Origin of the sequence: Paludisphaera borealis (assembly GCF_001956985.1) — a bacterium.
In the GTDB taxonomy this organism is placed as follows: Bacteria; Planctomycetota; Planctomycetia; order Isosphaerales; family Isosphaeraceae; genus Paludisphaera; species Paludisphaera borealis.
In genome coordinates this window covers 1,880,675-1,894,863 of the sequence record NZ_CP019082.1, presented here as the reverse complement: position 1 = coordinate 1,894,863, position 14,189 = coordinate 1,880,675, and the positions used below count along the sequence as shown (strand labels likewise).

10 protein-coding genes are annotated in these 14,189 nt (G+C 65.2%); 4 read left to right on the top strand and 6 right to left on the bottom strand.

The window, feature by feature from the left end; genetic code table 11:
• Nucleotides 1–91: 91 nt before the first annotated feature.
• A complete protein-coding gene (locus tag BSF38_RS07440; protein WP_076344393.1) occupies nucleotides 92–1,408 on the top strand; it encodes a hypothetical protein in 1,317 nt (438 codons plus the stop codon).
• 24 nt (nucleotides 1,409–1,432) lie between these two features.
• On the opposite strand, the gene BSF38_RS07435 is transcribed toward BSF38_RS07440, so the two are convergent.
• The 5 genes from BSF38_RS07435 to BSF38_RS07415 all read right to left on the bottom strand — a co-directional run bounded on the left by BSF38_RS07435 (nucleotide 1,433) and on the right by BSF38_RS07415 (nucleotide 8,332).
• The gene (locus BSF38_RS07435) at nucleotides 1,433–2,842 is read right to left on the bottom strand and encodes a sigma-54-dependent transcriptional regulator (RefSeq protein ID WP_076350663.1); all 1,410 of its coding nucleotides are present in this window, start codon (nucleotides 2,840–2,842) and stop codon (nucleotides 1,433–1,435) included.
• Nucleotides 2,843–2,906: 64 nt separating this feature from the next.
• Entirely contained in the window at nucleotides 2,907–4,106 is a 1,200-nt protein-coding gene (locus tag BSF38_RS07430) for a S1C family serine protease (RefSeq protein ID WP_076344391.1), read from the bottom strand.
• 157 nt (nucleotides 4,107–4,263) lie between these two features.
• Complete coding sequence (locus BSF38_RS07425) at nucleotides 4,264–5,133, bottom strand: hypothetical protein (protein WP_076344389.1); 870 nt, start codon at nucleotides 5,131–5,133, stop codon at nucleotides 4,264–4,266.
• Nucleotides 5,134–5,294: 161 nt separating this feature from the next.
• Nucleotides 5,295–6,572: a hypothetical protein gene (locus BSF38_RS07420; RefSeq protein WP_076344387.1), complete on the bottom strand. Its 1,278-nt coding sequence runs from the start codon at nucleotides 6,570–6,572 to the stop codon at nucleotides 5,295–5,297.
• A 38-nt stretch (nucleotides 6,573–6,610) separates the two neighbouring features.
• Complete coding sequence (locus BSF38_RS07415) at nucleotides 6,611–8,332, bottom strand: hypothetical protein (RefSeq protein ID WP_076344385.1); 1,722 nt, start codon at nucleotides 8,330–8,332, stop codon at nucleotides 6,611–6,613.
• Between the two features lie 655 nt (nucleotides 8,333–8,987).
• Between BSF38_RS07415 and BSF38_RS07410 the strand changes: the two genes are divergently transcribed.
• Nucleotides 8,988–9,431, top strand: a complete 444-nt coding sequence (locus tag BSF38_RS07410) for a hypothetical protein (protein ID WP_076344383.1) — start codon at nucleotides 8,988–8,990, stop codon at nucleotides 9,429–9,431.
• A 905-nt stretch (nucleotides 9,432–10,336) separates the two neighbouring features.
• Here the strand turns inward: BSF38_RS07410 and BSF38_RS07405 are convergent.
• Complete coding sequence (locus BSF38_RS07405) at nucleotides 10,337–11,572, bottom strand: hypothetical protein (protein ID WP_145952007.1); 1,236 nt, start codon at nucleotides 11,570–11,572, stop codon at nucleotides 10,337–10,339.
• Between the two features lie 417 nt (nucleotides 11,573–11,989).
• Between BSF38_RS07405 and BSF38_RS07400 the strand changes: the two genes are divergently transcribed.
• Together BSF38_RS07400 and BSF38_RS07395 are read left to right on the top strand one after the other, a co-directional pair.
• Nucleotides 11,990–12,973, top strand: a complete 984-nt coding sequence (locus BSF38_RS07400) for a GDP-mannose 4,6-dehydratase (protein ID WP_076344379.1) — start codon at nucleotides 11,990–11,992, stop codon at nucleotides 12,971–12,973.
• A 125-nt stretch (nucleotides 12,974–13,098) separates the two neighbouring features.
• Nucleotides 13,099–14,106 (top strand): DHH family phosphoesterase, encoded by a 1,008-nt coding sequence (locus BSF38_RS07395; RefSeq protein ID WP_237170782.1) that lies wholly within the window; start codon nucleotides 13,099–13,101, stop codon nucleotides 14,104–14,106.
• Nucleotides 14,107–14,189 lie beyond the last annotated feature (83 nt).

Here is a 14,189-nt window from a genome sequence, read left to right as displayed (position 1 = left end):
GCCCGCTTCGTCGGCTAGACTCGACGAAGCCGCTCTATGACAATTGTCCAGAACAGGGATCGAGTTGCAACGCACCGGGGGGAGATCGATCATGAGGGCCACGCATCGGCGTCGTCGGATTGGTTTCGGATGGGTCTGGTTCGGGGTGGCGATCGCGCTCGTCGGCCGGGGCGAGGTCGGGGCGCAACAGGCGTCGGACGCCGCGCTCCGCGACCGCGTGCTTCAGCTCGTCGAGCGTCTGGACGGCGACAAGCCCGAGGCGCGCGACGCCGCCGAAGCCGCGCTCGTGAAGCTCGGCCCCAAGATCCTGTCGCTCCTACCCGAGACGGCCGGCGCGACGAACAAGGAGCGGAAGGACCGCCTCGATCGCATCCGCGCGACCCTCGCCGCCGCGAAGCCCGACGACAACGACGCAAAGCCCTCGCGCGTCACCTTGCAAGCCAAGGGAATCCGCCTGAGCGACGCCCTCCAGCAGCTTCAGAAGCAGACCGGCAACCCGATCAGCGACTTGCGCGAACAGCAGGGGGCCGAGGCGACGAACCCGTCGTTCGACCTCGACCTGAAGGACGTCACGTTCTACGAGGCTCTTGACGAGGTCGCGCGGCGCGCCGATGTGACGATCTCGGCGTTCACCGGCGACGGCTCGGTCGGGATCACCACGGGCAAGCCACCGGAAAAGGCGCTGATCCAGTACGTCGGGGCGTTCCGCGTCGGGCTCAGGGAATTCTCCGAACGGCGCGACTATCAGACCGGGATGGCGACGGCCAACGCCGCGTTCGAGGTCGCGTGGGAGCCTCGGCTGCGTCCCATGCTGCTGGCGCTCAAGGCCGATCAGCTCGTCGTCAAGGACGATCAGGGACGCGTCGTCAAGGCGCAGGTCATGACCGAGGCGACCGACGTCGTTTTGCGGCCCGAGAATCCGGTCGCCGAGATCAACGTCAACCTCGACGCTCCCGAGCGCTCGGCCGTGAAGCTCGCCCAGTTCACGGTGAAGGCCGACTTGACGCTGCCGGCGGGCGTGAAGATCTTCCGGTTCCCCAGCCTGGCGCAGGAGGACGTGGTCATCAAGCAAGACGACGTGGCTGTCACGCTCTTGAAGACCGAGATCGACGAGCAGGTCTGGAAGGTCGGCGTCGTGTTGAGCTATCCGGGAGAGGGGCCGGCGTTCGAGAGCTATCGCCAGGGCCTGTTCAACAACCGGTTGTGGCTCGAAACGGCCGACGGATCGCGGTTCGAGCACAACGGCGGATTCTCGAACACCGGCAACGACGGCGGCAAGCTCGGCTTCGAATACCTGTTCGTCGACGTCCCCGGCAAGCCGGCCGACTACAAGTTCGTCTACGAGACCCCCAGCCGGGTGATCACGACCCCCCTCGAATTCACGTTCAAGGACGTGCCGTTGCCTTGATTCCGGCCGCGGCTCGCCGTCCGATCAACCGACGCGCGGCTTCTTGAACGTCGCGCGTTCGAGGCTGTATTTCTGAAGCTTCTGGGTGACGCTCCGCCGCGAGAGGCCGCTGTGGCGGGCGCACCGAGCGACGTTGCCGCCGTACTCGGCGAGCACCCGTTGGAAGTACTCGCGTTCGACCTGCCCGATCAGGTCCTCGGTCAGTTCGGGGAGATGGGTCTCGATGTCGATGAGGCTCGGGCCCGGCAGCCGGCTCGTCGACCGAGGCGCGACGGTCTCGGGCAGGTCGTCGCGGTGGATCACCGAGCCTTCCGCCAGCGCGACGGCCGACTTCACGGCGTTCTCCAGCTCGCGGACGTTGCCAGGCCACTGATGCTGAAGCAGCGCCTGCATCGCCGCCCAATCGAACTCGGCGACCGGCGTGGCGGCGGCCGAATTGTGCTTCTCGACGAAATTCAAGGCCAGCAGCGGGATGTCCTCCTTGCGGTCGCGGAGCGGCGGAAGGTCGATGAGGATCACCTTGAGGCGGTAATACAGATCGGCCCGGAACCGGCCCGCGCGGACCTCGTCTTCGAGACGCTTGTGGGTCGCGGCGATGATCCGGACGTCCACCTTGATCGGGTCGGTCCCGCCGACGCGCTCGATCGTCCCGCTCTGCAAGACCCGCAGCAGCTTGGCCTGCATGGCGGGGGAGATGTCGCCGATCTCGTCGAGGAGCAACGTGCCGCCGTCGGCCTTCTCGAACCGTCCGATCTTCCGTTTCTCGGCGCCGGTGAACGACCCGCGCTCGTGGCCGAACAGCTCGCTTTCGAGCAAAGAGTCATTGAGCACCGCGCAATTGAGGGCGACGAACGAGCCCTTCCGCCGCGTGTTGACCGCGTGCAAGGCCTGGGCGACCAGCTCTTTGCCCGTGCCGGTCTCGCCGTGGATCAGGATCGTCGAATCGAGCGGCCCGACGTGCTGGATCAGGTCGAAGACCTTCCGCATCTTGGCGCTCTGCGAAACCATCGTGTGGAAGCTGTAGCTGCCTCGAAGCTGGTTGCGAAGCTGCGACAGCTCGTCGAACAGTCGACGCCGCTCGATCGTGCGCGCGACCACCAGGCGGAGGTGGTCGGCGTCGCAGGGCTTGCTCAAGAAGTCGTCGGCGCCCGCCTTCATCGTCCGGAGCGCCTCGGAGGTGTCGCCATAGGCCGTGAGGACGATCACGCCGACCGGCACGCGTTCCTTGCGAAGGGTCGAGAGCAGCTCGAAGCCGCTCATGTCGGGCATCCGCAGGTCGGTGATGACCAGTTGGAACGTCTTCTCGCGAAGCATCTCCAGGGCCGTGACGCCGTCGGCCGCGGCCTCGACCTCGTAGCCCTCGGTTTCGAGAATCTGTCGCAGGTGGTCGCGGGTGATTTTCTGGTCGTCGACCGTCAAGATCCGGCGCGTCATGGCTCCATCCTTTCGCGGGTCGCTCGGCTTGGTGCTCATTCCTTGAAGGGCGGTCGCGGCTCGATCACGGCTTGTTCGTCTTGGCCTTCGGTCCTTCGAGAATCGCCGGGGGAAGATCCGACTTCGACTTCTCGGGCTCCGGGGGAGCGGGAGCCGCCTTGGGTTCGGGTTCGTCCAGGGGATCGAGGGAAGGCTCGGACGAGGGAACGGATTCGATCGTCGTCGGGTCGAATGCGTCGGGCCGGGGCTGGGTGCGAACCTTGGCTTCGAACTTCTTCCCCTGGCGTTCGATCACCAGGGTCAGCTCCTGGCCGACCGGGGTCATCTCGACGGCCCTCGAAAGCGCCTGGGCGTCGCGCACGGCGCGGCCGTCGACCGACACGATTCGATCGCCCGGCGCGAGGCCGGCTTCCGCCGCCGGACTGCCGGGCGAAACGCTCGTCACGATGGTCCCCTGCGATCGTCGGCCGTCGGGGTTGAGCGTCACGCCGAGGTAACCGTGACGCACCTTGCCGTCGCCGTGGAACTCACCGGCGAGCTTCCGCACCAGCGTCTCCGGGATGGCGGTCCGGAAGCCGTCACGGGGGTCGCCGCCCACGAAGTCGCCGCGCGCCTGGCTGATCCCGACCACCTGGCCGTCGAGGTTCACCAGCGGGCCGCCGGCGGTTTCGGCCGTCACGAGGGCGTCGGTCTGAATCGGTTCGAGTTCCGAACCGGCCTCGGCCTGGTCGACCGTTGCGCTAACGATCCCCGCCGAGGCGATCGACTTACCCATCGCCGAGCGGCCAACGGCCACGACCCAGTCACCGAGCTGAAGCGTCCGCGAATCGGCCCACTCGACCTGGGAGACTTCCGTCCCCTTGGGGTCGATCTCGATGAGGACGAGGTCGGTGGGGGGGGCGGCGGCGTTGATCCGCAGCGCCGGCCGGATCGAGCCGTCGGCCAGGACGACTTCCGCCTGCATCGACCCGCGAAGCACCTGGCCGCTGGTGGCCACCAGCCCTCGCTTGGCGTCGACGACCACTCCCGAGCCCGACGGCATCCGCTCGACGCGCGCCCTGGGGATCGGCAGCCGCCCCATGCGGACGAACGGTGGAACCACCACCTGAGGCGCGATGATGCCCAGCGGCCGGATCGAGACGACCGCCGGCGCGACCCGAGCCGTCGCCTTGCGAATGCTCGCCGAAAGCCCCTCGGCCTCGCGCTGGGCGTGAGCGGGGGCGACGATCAAAACCAGCAACGCGGCAATCCCGATGCGCCTCATGCGATCGACCCTCCTCGGAACTCGGCCCTTCCCGTCGCGGCGGCCCGAGACCCAACTGGAAAGGATAGCGAGGAGAGCGGAGGTTTCGCAACGTGTTTCGCTCGTGATGAAGTTCAAAGCGGTGTTCTTCGGCCGGGCGATGCGGGGGGTGGACTCGTTAACGGAGCTTCGACCGTTTGGCCGTTCGAAGTACCGCGCCAGCCGCGACGCACGCAGCGAAGGCGATCAGGCTCGGCTCGGGGATTGCGACCGGGCCGATGGGGAGATCGGTCGGCGAGAGCAAGAGCAGGTCGGTCCCCGAACCGTCCGACCTCGGTAAGCTGAGCAGGATTCGTCCCTGTTCGTCGAGCGCCAGCGGAATGGTCAGGGACGGCGAATACGCATACCCGATGGTCTGCGCGAGATCGACGACCGATCCTGAGCGGGAGTCGTAAAGATTGACCGTCGCCCCTGTCGGCCAATAGTAACCCGGATTACTGAAAAGGACCTGATTCAGGCTGTTGATTCCGGCTACGACGAATCCCGGGCCATTCCGGTAGTACGAGCCTCCGCCCGGCGGGATCGACGCCGTCCCGCCGATTGTCTTCGCCAGCGAATCCACGGAAAAGGGCGCCTGACCGGCGTTGAGGACCGTTTGCCCGACCGAGTGGCCGTAGACTCCAGACGACTCGGTATACACGGTGAACCCGCTGGCGTTCTGATATCCTTTTGATAGGTAATGATAATCATTGTCAGGATTACCATAATCCATGAACCCGCTGTACGTCGGGAGCGTCGTGGGCAAGCCGGTCGTGTCAATGGGGCTGTAGCTCGACGGATTGAACCGCCACGCTGCTCCATTCACGGCGAACACAAGTCCGCCGTCCGGGTCCTCCCCGTAGATCGGCGCATCCGAAGTCATGGGCCCGAGATTCACAATATTGTACGACAGGGTCGGGGAGGCCTTGGCGTGGTGGGCCGAGAACGCCGCAACGATCGTAAGCCAGAGGATCAGAGTCGCGCGAGAAGCTCTCAAGGAAAGCGGCATGACGTCTTGCCTCCAGTTGTTTTGCGTCCGTGCGTCCGTCTCACGACGGATCAATCCAGGCTGGCAAGAATGTATCTGATAGCAACCATCGGTCAATACTGACAGGCCGGCTCGCCCCGGGCGGGGCGCGGGGCGAGCTTGCCGGCTATCCGGTTCCGTGGTCACTTGACCGGGATGGGGCGAGGCTTCGATTCGGCTGCTTGGGGTGCTTTGGGGGTCGTGCTTTTCGCGGTGTCGGCCTTCTTTCCGAGTGCGTCATCGACCGACTGACGGACGGCCATGGGGCTGACGAACGGTAGGACGGTCGTGCGACGGCCCCCCTTCAGGTGGATCACCACGGGCTTGGCCTGGGAGTCGTCGGGGACGAGGCTGATGGTCTCCTTGCGCTCCTCGGGGGTTCCCTCGTGGGTGATGGTTTCGAGGCTGAGGCGGGTGGTCGGCTTCTTGGGATCGTTGTAGATCATCGAGATCCGCACCGTGTAGTCGCCGTCGAAGCCGCGGGGGCAGACGTAGACCTCGTCGGGGTGACTGCCGTAGCCGTTCTGAATCAGCGATCCACCGAAGACCGAGCGGGGCATCAGGTAGGTGACGGTCGCGTCGAGCGGTTCGTGGACGACGAGGTCGTAGTCTGCGTTTCCGTCCCAGGTCAGGCGGATGTAGAGGTCGCGGGCCTCGGCGTCGGGCAGGATGGCGAGAAGCGACTTGGCGTCGTCGGCCCGGCCTTCCTCGGTCAGGGTCTTGGCCAGGGTCTCGACCTGCTTGCGCGATTCGCGGCGGAAATACTCGTCCTGGCCAGGCCAGCCGACGGAGAGCAATCGCTTGACCGCGTCGGCCATTCGCTTGGGATCTTTCGTCTGCTGGGCGAGGTTGATCGACATCAGGATCGGCTCGGCCCGGTGCGGGATCTTGGAGGCGGCCTCGTCGATCAGGGGACCGACGCGCTCGTAATAGCCCTTGAGCATCAGCTTGTCGGCCGCGCTGATCAGGTGGTTGGGATTGTGAGTGCGGAGCGCGAGATCGGCGGCGAAGTCGAGCGACTTCTTGACGTCCTCGGGGCGGCCGCCGTTCATCTCGATCGCCAGGGCGAGCGCCTCGTACATCCACGGCTCGACGTTCTTGCGGCGGTGCTGGAGATAGCCGAGAACGGCCGCGTGGACGTCGCGAGGCTTGTTGTTGCGGTTCAGGAGGCGGACGGTCTCGTGGAGCTGATCGGCGGTCTCGTCGTGCTTCCGGAAATACTCCGACCAGTAGGCGTAGGGGTCGGTCGACGTCGAGGGTTTGATGGTCGCCGGGCCGTCCGGAATCGGGATCAGTCCCTCCTTGGAGGAGCGACCGGCCGCTGGGGCCGCCGCGTCGGGCGTCGGCCGGCCGCCGTTCTTGGGTTTATCTAGAACGGAGCCGGGATCAGCGGCCTTGCGACCGGACTGATCCCGCTCCATCGAACCTGAGGGACGACTACGGTTGGAGTCGAGCTGGTTCAGTTGCTTTTTTTTTGCGAGAGCGCGCCGGCGGCGTCGTCCTGGGTCGGAGAGGTGACCGGGATGGACATCATGCCCATGCCGCCGCCCATGCCGCCCATGCCGCCGCCCATGCCGCCGCCCATACCGCCGCCCATACCGCCGCCCATGCCGCCGCCCATACCACCGCCCATACCGCCGCCCATGCCGCCGCCGCCGCCCATGCCCATCAAGGACCTGGGGATCAGGGCGAGGTCAGCGACCGGATACACGCGGATCTCGGTCTGCATGTCTTCCGCTTCCCGAGACGTGATCATCAAGAATCCGTCCTTGACCGTGTAGGTCAGGCCGATTTGCTTGAGCATGAGGCGAAGCGTCGTCTTCAGGGGCACGCCGTCGAGGTCGATCGAGACCGGCGAGGTCATGGTCTTCTCGGCTTCGCTGAGGCCGATCGGGTCGACGTAGATCGGGATGCCGTTGTCGTTGGGGCCCTGGGTGGCCTGCTTGACGTACTTGAGGACGTCTTCCAGCGGCTGTTCATTGGGAAAGTTCATCGCCAGGGGTTCGTCGAGCTTGGCGAGGATCTGCTTGGTCTTGGGATCGCGATCGAAGACGTCGACGGACTTGCCGTAGCGGGCGATCCGGCGCTCGGACAGCGTTCGCCAGAGTTCGGCGTCGGGGTATTCGATGACCTTGTCGTCAGGGAACGGGACCGCGGCGCGAGCCACGTCCTGCATCGTCAACATGTAACGATACTCTTTGAGCAGCTCGAACTGCATCTCCTGCGAGAGGAAGCCCATGGTCGTCGAGACGAACACGCCCGCATACGGGGCGGGGTCTTCGTCGCTGTACGGCAGGGTTCCCTTGTGCATGAGGGAGCGAGCGTGCTGCGACAGCAGGCGAGCCTCGTAGAAGGGCGCCGTCGACAGGCCGATGTTGCCGAGGCCGCCGTTGTAAAGGGTATTGTAAACGCCTTCGTTCATCAACGTATCGAACTGGCCCATCATCGCCTTGATGGTCTGCTGGTTGGCGAGCAACTGCGAGATGCCCCGGTTGCGCTGCTCGGCCGAGGCCGCGGTCCGCTGACGTTCGATCCGCTCATTGATGATCCGCTCCTCGGTGGTGACCGTGGAGGCGATTTGAGCCTGGATGCGGCGGTCGAGCGAGTTCCGCTCGCTTTCGGGCACGTTCGACGCCGACCGGACCACGTTCAGCGCCAGGCGAAGGGCGTCGAGGGCCGCTTCCGGCTGACCGGTGTTGACCAGGTTGCGAGCGGCTTGCAGCCGCTGCTCGATGTCGTTGGTCAGTTGCTGGCGAGCGATCGCGTCGGCGCGGTCCGACTCTTCGAGCGTCGCCCGATTGTCCGGGGCCAGGTCGGCGGCCGGAGCGGGAGGGGGCGTCTGGCCCGCGTCGCCCGCCGCCGGTGGCGCGGGAGTCGCAGCGGCGGGAGCCGGCGCGGCGGCGGGCTCCTGCAAGGCCACTCTCAGGAGGTGGTCCTGAGCGGCTTTCGCCTGCTCAAGCCCCTTGGTCGCGTCGGAGTTGGCGGGATCGAGCTGAAGCGCCTTCTGGAAGAAGGAGCGAGCCATCCCGCCGGCCCCTTGGGCCAACGCCTGACGTCCGAGGTCGGTCAGTTGATCGGCCAGCGGCGGCTTGTCGTCGCCGCGCGTTGCGGAGCTGGATAGCAGCACGCCACCCAGCGTCAGCAGCCCGGCGCCTTTCCACAGTCTCGCGGTTCGGGACATGATCGATGCTCTCCACCAGAAGGGATCACCGGCGCCACGGCCGGTTTGGGCGCTAGATGTTCTCTCATCGCAATTTACGGAAAAGCCTGATGCACAGCAAGCCGGCGGACGATCGGCGCGGTCGGGTTGTTCACCTGGGAGAAAGACCTATCAACCTGGACCAACCACGACGGTGTTCCGCTCGTCTCGACCGATCGGCCGAGCACGATCCCACGGAGGTGCGTTTCTGTGTCGCTCACTCAAAAACCATTGGGCCGTTCGATGCTGGCTTCAGCTCGTCGTCATCCATTATGCCACACGGTTTCGCCCGCGGCCAAAAGGGCGGACCGTGAATGCAGCTCGAAGCCGTCGCGAGCCCCGGCGCGCCCCTCGAAGAACGTTTCCGCAAGTCCGATTTCCGTCGTCTTCCTGATAAGACGAAGCTCGCGTGTGTTTTCTTCGCTACACGAACCGATTCCTGGCGGTCGCCGGGGCGACCTCGCTTTTTGACAGGCGAAGTCCGGTGTTCTAAAGACTTTACATCTGACCCGCGGCCGCCCTAAGCGGTTGGGCTTGCCGGACCTCGACGACCGGGCCGGATCGCCGCGATGGATCGAACTCGACTCGTCTTGAAAACACCGACTCACATGTCCCGTCAGTCCGAGAACGAATTCCCATGAACGACTCTCCCGATGATCCCAAGCCGAAGTCGACTCCCGGCTCGTTCGATTTCTCGGCGTTCCCGAAGAACACGGTCTTCCACGAGCGCCGGACCGGGCGCGACCGTCGCGACTTCATCACTCCGCCGATCGCTCCACGCGTCGAGGCGCCGAGGGATCAAACCGGCGCCAAGCCCCCCGAGCGACGGGCCCGCAAGGAACGCCGGAAGCGGATCGATCCGACGACCTTCGAAAAGCAATATACGGACGACGAACTGGAGTTCATGAACGCCATGCAGCGCTTCAAGGAACGCACGGGCCGGCCGTTCCCTTCCCATGGCGAGGTCATCAAGGTCGCCGTCGCGCTGGGATACCGCAAGCTCGTCGACGACGCCTCCCCCGCCGTCTTCGACCAAGACGCCAGCTTGATGCTATTCCCCAAGGTGGAACACGACGCCTAGCGCCGGCCACGAACGACGCCCCATACGCAGAATTTCACCACGGAGGTCTCGGAAGTGACGTGGAGAGGAATATCAAGAATGCGTCATGAAGAAATCGGCGGAGCAGTTGTTCATGCGGCGATGAAGGTCCGCACCCAATGACTCGTCTCCCTCTGAGCCCTTCGGGGCCTGTCTCCCCAAATCGACGCGATGCCGAGCCCAGCCGCCGCCCCGCCGCGATTGGGTTCGTTCGCCCTCGAAAACCCCGTCACCTCGTCGACGAACCGCCTCCTGGCCCGGTGCCGGCCGCCGCGAATTGGGTTCGTTCGCGCCGGGCCATGGGCGGCTTGATTCGCCGTAAATCGCTATTGGGCAGCATCTTAATTCTCAATCCAAATTTGGCTTTGTTTCGGCCGAAACGGCCTCGCTACCCCCTCGCGTCCTTGCCTCGTCTGCTGGTATCGGCTCTGAAACCATCGCCCGGCGGATTGAGTTCGATTGCTCACTTTTCGCCGCGTTCTTCCGTTCTCCCAGCGAGCGAGGACACAGCCCAGGGCTGGAGTCGGGGCCTGGTGTTTCGATTTGAGTAATGGGGCGATCGCCCGACGGATTGGGTTCGATTGCTGACTTTTCGCCGCGTTCGCCGGGCCGTTCGCTGCCCGTCTCGACAGATTCCGCGGATTCCGACTGATGAGGCGAATCGTCGCAACCCCTTCAATCGAATTGACAAAGACCCGATGAACAGAGTCGTCCATCTAGAGTGTGGATCATGCCGACGGCTTTTCGAAAGAATTCTTTTCCCCTTCTCGGCCAGCTATAGCGAACAGTCCGGTCACCAATAGCGCAACGAAGCGCGTCAGGCTGGCTGGGCCTGGCGCGCTTCGTTTATAAAACTCGGTTCGGGGTGATTGCTCGGCCGCTGGTCGTCAGCGGCTCGCGGACGATGAGGGCGCGACCGTCACCAGGGCGGGGCCGGTCAGCACGTTGACCCACGCGTAGAGAGCATCGCGCGTCAGCCGCACGGCGCGGTTCACTTCCGGACGAGGCGCGTCGGACTTGTGAACCGTTTGAGTCGCGACGACCGACGGCTCCATCGACTTTCCGCTCACATCGCTCGGCTCGGCGACGCCAGCCAGGTCCGAGTCGTTGTCCTCGACCGTCTTGATCGAGTCGGCCGGGGCGAACGGGTCGTCCGGGAGCGTGTCCAGCGCGGCGGTCGCGATCGGTTCGGCCGACGGCGTCTCGACGATCGCCTCGGCGGCGATCGGCTCCGGAGAGTCGACGATCAGGCTGTCGGCGAAGTAGAGGTTATCGCTTTTCTCCATCACGTCGAAGCTCGGAAGCTCGGCAACGAGCGCCGGAGCGGCCGCGACGGTGACGGCGACGACCGGCGCGTCGTCAAAATAGAGGTTCGCCGAGTTTTCCATCGCTGCGAATTCGCGAGAAGCCAGTTCGCGGGCGGCGGCTTCGCGAGCGGCCAGTTCACGAGCGGCGACTTCCCGCAGGTCTCGGCCGAAAGCTCGGGCCATCTGGACGCCTCGCGATCCATATCGGGCGGCGACGAGCTGGATGAGATCGGCCGGCTGGGCGGCGGGCGTCGCGAGGGGAAGGACGACGGTCCTGGGGAGGATGCCGAGGCCCTCGTTGCGGTAGTTCAGGTCGAAGGCCGTCCCGACGTAGAGCCGGTCGCCGACGACGAGGGGTTCAAATACGGGCGGGGCGAGGCTGGGGACTTCGACCCGACGGGTGGTGACGACTTCGGCATCGACGCGACGATCGGAGGGGATCGCGGAAACGTCGAGCGGCAGGGGGAGCAAGGCGACGGCGTTGCGAACCGCATGGGCCGACCGTTCGAGGGAGATTGTTCGGGCGTCCGCGAGTCCGGCGGCTCCGGAGGTCGCTTCTTGGGCGATGACGGGCAGGACCAGGGCCTTCGCGACGCGATTCTCCTGACGCGCCAGGTGGGCGCGCTCCATCTCGACTTTCAGTAGGTCGTGAATAACGACGTAGTGCGTGTTACCCGACTGACGGTCGTCCATCTCTGCGAGGCGGGCGTTCATCCATTTTTGTGTGGAGGCGACCCAGCCTTCAAGCGTCGGCCAGCCAGGAACAGTAATTCCGAGACCAGCCACCAAACTGACCAAGACCAGCCGTAGCGTCATCGGTCGATCTCCGGGTCGTGTCGATTTCATCGGTTGCTGCTTTCACAATCCAATGCTGGAAGCGAGCATGTTCTCCTTCGATGGATTCTCCTAGTGAAGAGTTATCGACTGAGGAACTCTGGCGCTTTAAGGCGTTCAGATAAAACGAGTGATTGAGGTGGTATTTTCCACAAGGGGTTGATGGCGAAAAAGAATCGCCTCGCGAAGCTGTAGGGGCAGTGATTGTGCGGGTTGTGACGGTCGCGAAATCTTTCGCATGGTCAAAATAGGGAAAAACTCCTAGTATCGCCCCGGTTTGTTTGAAGGACGGCCGGATTGTAGCCGGGGTCTGTGACCCCGGGACGCTGGCCGGGGGACCGGCCTCAGAGAGGCCGGCTACAAAATCGCTCGCAGCCAGGGAATTGGAGTCCAGAAGCGATGGGTAAGGCCGTGCTCGTGACGGGGGCGGGGGGGTTCATCGGCAGCCATCTGACCGAGCGCTTGGTCCGTCTCGGCCATCAGGTGCGCGTGCTCGTCCGCTACAACGCGCGCGACGATCGGGGCCATCTCGACGATCTCCCGAAGGACGTTCAGGCGGAACTTGAAGTCGTTCGGGGCGATCTCAAGGACCCGCAGGCGGTCGCCGGCGCCGTCGAGGGCCGCGAGGTGGTCTACCACTTGGGGGCGTTGATCGCGATTCCGTATTCCTATCAGCATCCCCACGACGTGGTTCAGACCAACATGGTCGGAACCGCCCACGTGCTCGACGCCTGCCGCCGGTCGCCGACCATCGAAAAGGTCGTGCTGACGTCGACTTCCGAGGTTTACGGCACCGCGCAGTACGTGCCGATCGACGAGAAGCACCCGCTTCGAGGTCAATCGCCCTACGCCGCGACCAAGATCGGGGCCGACGCCCTGGGCGAGAGCTATCACCGCGCGTTCGGCCTGCCGGTCGCGATTCTCAGGCCGTTCAACACGTTCGGCCCCCGGCAGTCGGCCCGGGCGATCATCCCGACGATCATCAGCCAGGCGCTCACCCGGCCGGTCGTGAAGCTCGGCCGCCTCGACCCCCGCCGCGACCTGACGTACGTGAAAGACACGGCCGAGGGCTTCGTCTCGATCGCCTCGTGCAACGCGGCGGTCGGCAAGGTGGTGAACATCGGCCGGGGCGACGACGTGACCATCGGCGAGCTGGTCGGGAAAATCGGCGTGATCCTCGGCAAGTCGATCGAGGTCGAGACCGAGTCGGATCGCGTCCGGCCGGCGGCCAGCGAGGTTGAAAGATTACTCGCGGGAACCGCCCTGGCGCAGAGCCTCTGGGGATGGGCGCCGCGCTACACACTCGATGAAGGGCTGGCCGAGACGGTCGCCTGGATTCGCGATCACATCGATCGGTTCCGCCCCGACGTTTATACGACTTGAACGGACCTCGAACCCAGGATTGCGGGGATCGACGCCTGGTCGTTACTGTTGGAGAACGACGAGACGCGTCGAACCGGATGAATGATGGATGACTCGCCGCTCCCGAATGATAGGGAAGAAGTTTGATGATCGACTGGACCCCGCTGGCCGACCTCGTTGAAAAGTACGACCGCTTCTTGCTCACCACCCACATCCGGCCCGACGGCGACGCCCTCGGATCCGAGGTCGGGATGGCCGGCTTGCTCCGTCAGAAGGGCAAGGACGTCAAGGTCGTCAACGCCAGCCGCACGCCTCCCCGCTACGACTACCTCGATCCCGACGGCGACCTCTTCACGATCTATCCCGATCAGGTGAACGCGGCGGACCTGGCCGATCGCCAGGTCGCCATCATCCTCGACCTGTCGGCCTGGAAGCAGCTCGGCGACGTGGCCGACGTGATTCGCGCTTTCAAAGGCCCGAAGGTGGTCGTCGACCACCACGTGAGCCAGGACGACCTGGGCGCGATCTTCCTCAAGGACACGACGGCCGAGGCCACGGGCACGCTCGTGATGCAGGCCGTGAAGGCCCTGGGCGGTACGTTCACGAAGGAAGTCTCGACGGGGCTGCTGACGGCGATCGCCATGGACACCGGCTGGTTCGCCCACCCCAACACCAAGCCGAGCACGCTGCGGTCGGTGGCCGAGCTGATCGAGGCGGGCGCTGATATCAACGGCATCCATCGCGACCTGTTCGAGCGGAACACGCTGGGCCGGGTCAAGCTGATGGGCGAGACGCTGGCGTCGCTCCAGACCGAGATGGACGGCCGGATCGCTTACACGGCGATCTCGCGCGAGGACCTCGAACGCACCGGCGCCATCGCGGCGGACTCGGAAGACCTCGTCGATTACACCGTGAGCCTGCGCGGGGTCGAGGTCGGCGTGCTGTTCATCGAGCAGGCGCGGGGCGGCGTGAAAGCCTCGCTGCGGTCGCGGACGGGCCTCGACTGCGCCAAGCTCGCCGGCCTGCTTGGCGGCGGCGGCCATCGCGCGGCGGCGGGTCTCACCCTGGCCGACGATCTGCCGACGTCGATCGAGCGCGTGCTCGCGATCGTCCGGAGCGCTCTTGATCCGGCGACCGCCGGCGCACAATCATAGGAGCCGAAGTTCCGACCGCCTGACGGCCCGCATCCAGCCAACCCGACGTCGCCCCAGCGCGAATCCCTCCCGCCCGCGATTTA

Bases quoted from the DNA above. Each gene is read 5' to 3' on its own strand.
- BSF38_RS07395 (WP_237170782.1), top strand. From the start codon at position 13,099: ATGATCGACTGGACCCCGCTGGCCGACCTCGTTGAAAAGTACGACCGC.
- BSF38_RS07400 (WP_076344379.1), top strand. From the start codon at position 11,990: ATGGGTAAGGCCGTGCTCGTGACGGGGGCGGGGGGGTTCATCGGCAGC.
- BSF38_RS07435 (WP_076350663.1), bottom strand. From the start codon at position 2,842: ATGACGCGCCGGATCTTGACGGTCGACGACCAGAAAATCACCCGCGAC.
- BSF38_RS07415 (WP_076344385.1), bottom strand. From the start codon at position 8,332: ATGTCCCGAACCGCGAGACTGTGGAAAGGCGCCGGGCTGCTGACGCTG.
- BSF38_RS07410 (WP_076344383.1), top strand. From the start codon at position 8,988: ATGAACGACTCTCCCGATGATCCCAAGCCGAAGTCGACTCCCGGCTCG.
- BSF38_RS07425 (WP_076344389.1), bottom strand. From the start codon at position 5,133: ATGCCGCTTTCCTTGAGAGCTTCTCGCGCGACTCTGATCCTCTGGCTT.
- BSF38_RS07430 (WP_076344391.1), bottom strand. From the start codon at position 4,106: ATGAGGCGCATCGGGATTGCCGCGTTGCTGGTTTTGATCGTCGCCCCC.
- BSF38_RS07440 (WP_076344393.1), top strand. From the start codon at position 92: ATGAGGGCCACGCATCGGCGTCGTCGGATTGGTTTCGGATGGGTCTGG.
- BSF38_RS07405 (WP_145952007.1), bottom strand. From the start codon at position 11,572: ATGACGCTACGGCTGGTCTTGGTCAGTTTGGTGGCTGGTCTCGGAATT.
- BSF38_RS07420 (WP_076344387.1), bottom strand. From the start codon at position 6,572: ATGGAGCGGGATCAGTCCGGTCGCAAGGCCGCTGATCCCGGCTCCGTT.